This window comes from Streptomyces sp. NPDC054956, assembly GCF_053609185.1.
In genome coordinates, this window is record NZ_JBSGXB010000353.1 from 1 (window position 1) to 7,143 (window position 7,143).

Consider the following 7,143-nt stretch of genomic DNA (forward strand, 5'->3'; position numbering starts at 1 on the left):
GCTCCTGCGAGATGCGCAGGAGCCGGGCTTCTCCCGTTGCGGGATCAGGGGCGATCGGGAGCGCCGTCCTCAGCGCGTGCCCACCGCCGCACGGACCGCCCGGCGGGCCATGCCCGCGTCGTCGTGCAGGCGACGCAGCAGCAGTCGCTGTTCCTCGCCGGAGGACAGGGCGCCCGCCGGGAGGGGCTGGGCCGGGGCGGACGCCAGCATCGAGCGCTGGACCGCCGTCTCGGACATCCGGATCTCCCGGGTCAGCACCAGCATCAGGTTGACCAGGAACGCGTCCCGCGCCGCCGGTCCGGCTGCCTGCGCCATGCGGCTGATCTGGGCCCGGGCGGCCGGGGCGTCGCCCAGTACCGTCCACAGCGTGGCCAGGTCGTAGCCCGGGAGGTACCAGCCCGCGTGCTCCCAGTCCAGGAGCACCGGACCGGCCGGGGACAGCAGCAGGTTCGACAGGAGCGCGTCGCCGTGGTTGAACTGCCAGGGGGTGCCCGACAGTTTCACCCCGTGCAGCAGCTTCTGCAGATCACCGAGGTCCCGGTCGGTCAGCAGGCCCAGCTCGTAGTCCCTGGCGATGCGACGTCCGTAGTTCAGCGGCCGCCCGAACAGCTCCTCGGCGGGCCGCCAGCCGTTCACCTGGCGCACCGCGCCCAGCGCCGCCCGCAGGTCGGCCCGGGGCGGAGCCTCCACCGGATGCCGCTGAAGTGCCGCGACCCGGCCCGCCATCCGCTCGACGATCAGCACGCAGTTCTCCGGATCGGCGGCGATCAGCCGCGGCACCCGGACCTGCGGACGGTGCCGGACGAAGGTCCGGTACGTCGCTATTTCGTGCCGGTACCGCTCGCGCCACTCGGGCGAGTGATCCAGTAAAACCTTCGCGACGGCCGTCATCCGTCCGGTGGTCCCCACCAGCAGGACCGACCGGCCGCTGCGCCGCAGCACCTGAACCGGCGCGAACTCCGGACAGATCCGCTGCACCGAGGCGAGCGCCGTGCGCAACTGGGCCCCCTGCGGGCCCGAAAGGTCGATTCTTCCGCTGAGCGGCTGCGATCCGGTCCCCGGCATCCGCCGTGCCCGTACGGCGCCCTGCGCCGAAGCGGCGGGACGGCCGGGCTCGAGGTAGGGGCCGCCGCCCGCGGGGAGCGTGCGGTGCGGCCGGACAGGGGCGGACACGGAGGACGTTGCTGCGTACATGGCGTTACGGATCCCTTCGTGCGCCGACGAGTTGCGTACGCCGCCCCGCCGGATCCCGTGCATCACCCTGGGGAGTTCCGCCGGTGACCGGGTCGGGGAGGCGCATTCCTACCTGACACCCGGCCGTGGGTGGCGGACCATCGAGCGGACCCTGGCGAACCCTGGCGAATAGTCGCTCGGCATCTGACGGGGGGTTACTGTCAACTCAGCCGAGAACCTGGGGGCTTGACGTGAGCAAAGGACCAAACACCCGTCTGAACGACTTGTTCGGCCTGGCCGGCTGGTCGAAGGGTGAACTGGCGAGGATGGTCAACCGGCAGGCGGCCTCCATGGGTCACCACCAGCTGGCGACCGACACCTCGCGCGTGCGGCGCTGGATCGACATGGGGGAGACCCCGCGCGAACCCGTTCCCACGGTACTGGCAGCCCTGTTCACCGAGCGGCTCGGTCGTGTCGTGACCATCGAGGACCTCGGGTTCGTACGGCAACGGCGCACCACCAAACGGCAGCCGGACGGGGAGAAGGAGAACCCCGACGGGATGCCCTGGGCGCCCGAACGCACAGCCGCGGTCCTCACCGAATTCACGGGAATGGACCTCATGCTCAACCGTCGCGGTCTGATGAGCGCGGGCGCCGCGCTCACCGCCGGCTCAGCCCTCAGCAACGCCATGTACGACTGGCTCCACACCGACCCCGCCCGCACGAAGGGCACGCAGCACCACGACGACTACTTCCAGGCCGACTCGGCGGGCTACGACCGCTACGAGGCCGCGCCCATCGGCTCCCAGGAGATCGAGGCGCTGGAGCGCTCGGTGGAGGTCTTCCGCGCCTGGGACGCCTCCAGAGGCGGCGGCCTCCAGCGCAAGGCCGTGGTCGGGCAGCTCAACGAGGTGGGAGGCATGCTCGCCTACCACCACCCCGACCACCTGCAGCGGCGGTTGTGGGGAGTGGCCGCCAACCTGGCGGTGCTGGCGGGCTGGATGTCCCACGACGTGGGCCTGGAGCCGACCGCGCAGAAGTACTTCGTCATCGCCGCCCACGCCGCCCGGGAGGGGGGCGACCGGCCGCGCGCCGGCGAGGCGCTCTCCCGCGCCGCCCGCCAGATGGTCCACCTGGGCAAGCCCAACGAGGCCCTGGACCTGATGAAGCTGGCGCAGTCCGGTTCCGGCGAGCAGACCCTGCCCCGCACCCGCGCCATGCTGCACACCATCGAGGCCTGGGCGCAGGCCGCGCTGGGCAAGGGGCAGGCCATGCGCCGCACCCTGGGCGAGGCCGAGGACCTGTTCGTGTCCACCTCGGCCGACGTGCCGCCGCCTTCGTGGATGCAGCACTTCGACGAGGCCGATCTGCACGGCATGCAGGCGCTGGCCTTCCGTACCCTCGCCGACCACGACCCCTCGGCGGCACCGATCGCGCAGCAGCACGCCAAGGAGGCCCTGCGGCTGCGGAGCGCGGGCCACGAGCGGTCGAAGATCTTCGACTACATCTCGATGGCCTCGGCCTGCTTCATCGCCGACGACCCGGAGCAGGCCGACCGCTACGCCCGGCTCGCGCTCGTCTCGATGAACGAGACCTCCTCGCACCGCACCTGGGACCGGCTGCGCGAGATGTACCGGCTGACCGGCCAGTACTCCGGCTTCGCCGGCATCGAGGAGCTCCGCGAGGAGATCAAGCTGGCCCTGCCGAACAGCCCCGTGTCCCGTACGGTCTGAGGGCCGTGGCATCCGGGAGTACCCGAGCGGGCGGACGAGAAAGGCCGCGCCTTCCGGCGCGGCCCTGAGTCACTGGCACCTGATGCGCGCCCCGGCGGCCTACGAGCCGATCCTGGCCACCAGCACGCAGGCGTCGTCCTCGCGCTCGCCCTCTCCGAACTCCCCGATCACCATGCGCACGCAGTCCTGCGCGGACCGCGCGGCCGAGAAGTGCGGGGCGAGCGCCAGCAGCCGCTCGGTCCCGTCGGCCTTGCTGAACTCGATGCTGCGCGGAGTCAGTCCGTCGGTGTGCAGGACGAGCACGTCGCCGGGCTCGAGCCGCTCCTCCGCCTGCCCGTACGAGGCTCCGGAGGTCGCTCCCAGCAGCACGCCCTCGGGCGGCAGCAGCGAGCGGCCCTGGCCGTGCCGGAAGAGCAGCGGGGCGGGGTGGCCGGCCTGCGCCCAGGACAGGACCCGGCGCGCGGGATCGTAGCGGCAGCAAACCGCCGAACCGAGCGCGGGCTGCACGGAGGTTTCGAGGAGTTGGTTCAGCCAGCCCATCAGGGGGCCCGGTTCGATGCCCGCCATGGCCATGCCGCGCAGGGCGCCGAGCATCATCGCCATGCCGGAGGTGGCCGTCACCCCGTGCCCGGTCAGGTCACCGACCGTCAGCATGGAGTGTCCGTCGGGGAGTTCGAGGGCGTCGTACCAGTCGCCGCCGATCAGTGCGCTGGTCGCGGAGGGCAGGTAGTGCGCGGCGACGTCCAGGGCACGGGTGTTGTCGTGCGGGAACCGCAGGGAGCCGCGCCACGGGGGGAGCACGGCTTCCTGCAGTTCGACCGCCAGCCGGCGCTCGGTCCGCGCGATCTCCTGCCGGCGCTGCAGCGAGTCACGGGACTCGCGCACCGCCCGCTGGCTCCGGCGCAGTTCGCTCACGTCGCGCAGCACGGCCCACATGGAGGCCGTGCAGCCGTCGGAGTCGAGTACCGGCTCGCCCCTCATGTGCAGCGTCCGGACGCGGCCGTCGGCCCGGACGATGCGGAACTCGCCGTCTATCGGCTTGCCGTCCACCAGACAGGCCGTCACCATCGCGGTCAGCAGCGGCTGGTCCTCGGAGAACAGGGTGGAGCCCAGTTCGTCGAGGGGCAGCGCGCCGGCCTCGGGGGAGCGGCCGAAGATCTGGAACAGCTCGTCGGACCAACTGACCTCGTCGGTCAGCAGGTTCCACTCGGCGCTGCCGACCCGGGTCTGCTGGGCCTCGGCCGCGGACTCGGGGGCGGCCTGCGGTGCCGCGACGGATTCGGCCGCGACGGGCGGCAGGCCTTCCTTGAGCTGTCCGAGGTGCTCGCGGAGGTCGTCGAGGTGGTGCACGGCGAGATCGCACAGCGCGCGCTGCCAGCGGCCCTGCGCGTCGTCGTCGTCGACGACGGTGTCGCGGCGCACCGCGTCGACTTCTCCCCGAAGCCTTCGGGTCTGCGAGATCAGCGCGTCCACCGACCCTGGCTCGGGGGGCTGCGCGGGACGGTCCGCGAACAGGTGGGACGGCATGAGAACTCCGATACAGGCGCGGCACGGCCAAGTCTGAGGAGGACCGGTTCTGATGGAAGGGCCGGTAACGACTCTTGCACAGGCGGCGACGGCCTGTAAGGCGTTTGGCAACATCTGTAGCGGGCTTGTCTAAGGCATATGCCTGCGGCCTCCCGGCCCCCCCTCGGGTGTGCGAACGAATCCGGTCAGCCCTGCCGGCGGATCCGGACGCGATGGCTGACAGCCCTTGCGGCGTCTGGCCCGTTACACCATGAGGGGCACGGGGTGGATCTCACTGGCCGGGTGCCCGGTCCGTTCGTGGATCCGCTGGACCGCCTCCGCCGAAGGTGCCTCGGACAGGCAGTAGACGGTCCCCGACGCGGGGTCGGCCCAGGCGCGCTCGAAGTGCACGCGCTCCTCGCCTTCGATGGCCAGGTCGGCGTTGTGGGCGGCCTTCAGCTGCTCCGCCGTGATGCCGGTCATGCCGTAGTGGACGTCCATGTACTTCGTCACTGCCGCACACCTCCTCCATGCGCTCGGTGTGGCAATGCGGTGGGGCAATGCCCTGCACATTCCATCGTCCGCCCGCGGCCGGAAATCGGCCTTCCGGGACGGGACGGTCGATCGTGCGGCCGAGGTGTACGAGGGCCGGCCCCCGCTCCGCCCGCGGAAACCGGAAGGGACCCGGATCAACGCGGCGGGTCCGCCACCCCCCGATCGGAGGACCCGCGGGCCCGGCGGCCCCCACCGCGGGAGGGGCCCGGACGGGACTTCCCACCACACCCCTTGATCGCTACCCTACGTGTCGGTAACGAGCCGGGGAGGCCCGCTTCGGCGGGCTGCGCGCAGGGTGGGGACACAACGACATGACCGGGCAGAGCCACGCGCCGACCGACGGGCACAGCCGCCGGTCGTTCCTCACCTATCTGGTCGCGGCGCCGACCCTGGCACTCGTCACCCGTGCCGGGGCCGACCTGCTGGCCCCGCAGCCCGCACACGCCGTGATCCCGACCCTGCCCGCCCCCGCGGACCTGGTGGACCTCGGCGACCTGTTCATCCTGGCCGGCGCCCCCACCTCCGCCCTGCTCGCGCTCGTCGTCGACGCCGACGGGACCGTCCGCTTCCGGCTGCCGCGCGAGGAGGTGGGCCAGGGCCTGACCACCGCGGTGGCGATGCTCGTCGCCGAGGAACTCGACGCGCCCCTGGCCGGCGTACGGATCGAACTGGACGACGCCCGCCCCGAGCTGCTGTTCAACCAGCTCACCGGCTCCTCCAACTCCATCCGCTCCCTGTACGGACCGGTCCGCCAGTGCGCCGCCACCGCCCGCGCCCGGCTCGTCGCGGCCGCCGCCCGGCGCTGGGGCCTGCCGGCGTCCTCCCTCACCACCGCGAACGGCGCCGTCCGCGCCCCCGACGGCCGCACCGCCGGATACGGCTCGCTCGCCGCCGACGCCGCCGACGCCGCCGACCCCGCCCTGATCGTCCTCGGCGCCACCCCCAAGCCGGCCGCGAAGCACGCGCTCGTCGGCAAGCCCACCGGCCGGATCGACGCCCGCGCCATGGTCACCGGCGCCCAGCGCTACACCCTCGACCTCGACGTGCCCGGCGCCAAGCCCTGCGTGGTCCGCCGCCCGCCGACCCTGGGCGGCAGCGTCCGGAGCGTGGCCAACCTCGCCGCCGTCCGGGCCATGCCCGGCGTCCTGCACGTGGTCACCATCGCCACCGGAGTGGCCGTCGTCGCCGAGACCTTCGGCCAGGCCCTCGACGCCAAGGCCGCCCTCCAGGTCACCTGGGGCCCGGGCCCCGCGGACCAGCTCTCGGATGCGGCTGTCCGTACGAAGCTGCGCGCCGCCACCCCGCCGCTGCTGGTGCCGCCGCTCCTCACGGCGCACGTGGACGCCGAGTTCGACTTCGCCTTCGTCAGCCACGCCCCGATGGAGACCAACTCCGCCGTGGCCGACGTGCGCGACGACCGCGCGGAGATCTGGTCCGGGCTCAAGTCCCCGATCGTGGCCCGCGAGACGATCGCCGCCGACCTCGGCCTGCCGCTCGACAAGGTCACCGTCCACGTGGTCCAGGCCGGCGGCTCCTTCGGACGCAGGCTGTTCTTCGACGCCGCCCTGGAGGCGGCCCGCATCTCCAAGGCCTGCCGCCGCCCGGTCCGCCTGATGTGGACCCGCGTCGACGACACCCGGCACGGCCGGATGCGGCCCGCCACCCACCACAAGATCCGTGCCACCCACCTGCTCGGCGAGGTCCTCAGCTTCGAGCACCGGGTCGCCGCCGCCGAGACCGACTTCCGGCACGGCCTCGGCGAGATCATCACCGCCACCGCCGCGAGCCTCCCGCTCGGCATCGGCAACGCCACCCTGGCGCAGACGCTGTTCCTCACCACGATCAAGTCCCCGTACAACTTCGGGCTCACCACCCAGGCGCTCACCGAGGTGCCGACCGGGTTGCCCACCGGTTCCTGGCGCTCGGTGTACTCGGCGAACACCCGTGGCGCCGAGGAGATCGTGGTCGACGAGCTGGCCGCCGCGACCGGGCGGGACCCATACCAGTTCCGCCGTACCTTCCTGAAGACGGCCGCCCAGCGGGCCGTCCTCGACAAGGTGGCCGCCGAAGGCGGCTGGGGCCGCGCGATGCCCGCCGGCTGCGCCCCGGGGCAAGCCGTCAACAACGGGGAGAACTCACCGACCCCCCGCCGGGGAGGTGAAGACACCACGGACCC

General features: G+C 72.6%; 5 protein-coding genes. 2 read left to right on the top strand and 3 right to left on the bottom strand.

Features of this window, described 5'->3' with window-relative positions:
• Positions 1–69: 69 nt before the first annotated feature.
• Complete coding sequence (locus ACWGDE_RS33790; RefSeq protein ID WP_453392874.1) at positions 70–1,194, bottom strand: aminoglycoside phosphotransferase family protein; 1,125 nt, start codon at positions 1,192–1,194, stop codon at positions 70–72.
• Between the two features lie 230 nt (positions 1,195–1,424).
• Here ACWGDE_RS33790 and ACWGDE_RS33795 point away from each other — a divergent pair, with 230 nt between their 5' ends.
• Positions 1,425–2,906, top strand: a complete 1,482-nt coding sequence (locus ACWGDE_RS33795; protein ID WP_453392875.1) for a DNA-binding protein NsdB — start codon at positions 1,425–1,427, stop codon at positions 2,904–2,906.
• Between the two features lie 99 nt (positions 2,907–3,005).
• Here the strand turns inward: ACWGDE_RS33795 and ACWGDE_RS33800 are convergent, their stop codons facing one another.
• Positions 3,006–4,433: a PP2C family protein-serine/threonine phosphatase gene (locus ACWGDE_RS33800; RefSeq protein WP_453392876.1), complete on the bottom strand. Its 1,428-nt coding sequence runs from the start codon at positions 4,431–4,433 to the stop codon at positions 3,006–3,008.
• 243 nt (positions 4,434–4,676) lie between these two features.
• Positions 4,677–4,925, bottom strand: coding sequence for an SCO4226 family nickel-binding protein (locus ACWGDE_RS33805; protein WP_453392877.1), 249 nt, complete (start codon positions 4,923–4,925; stop codon positions 4,677–4,679).
• A 353-nt stretch (positions 4,926–5,278) separates the two neighbouring features.
• On the opposite strand from ACWGDE_RS33805, the gene ACWGDE_RS33810 reads away from it, so the two are divergent.
• Positions 5,279–7,143 (top strand): molybdopterin cofactor-binding domain-containing protein (locus ACWGDE_RS33810; protein ID WP_453392878.1); only part of this gene is annotated, 1,865 nt, incomplete at its 3' end.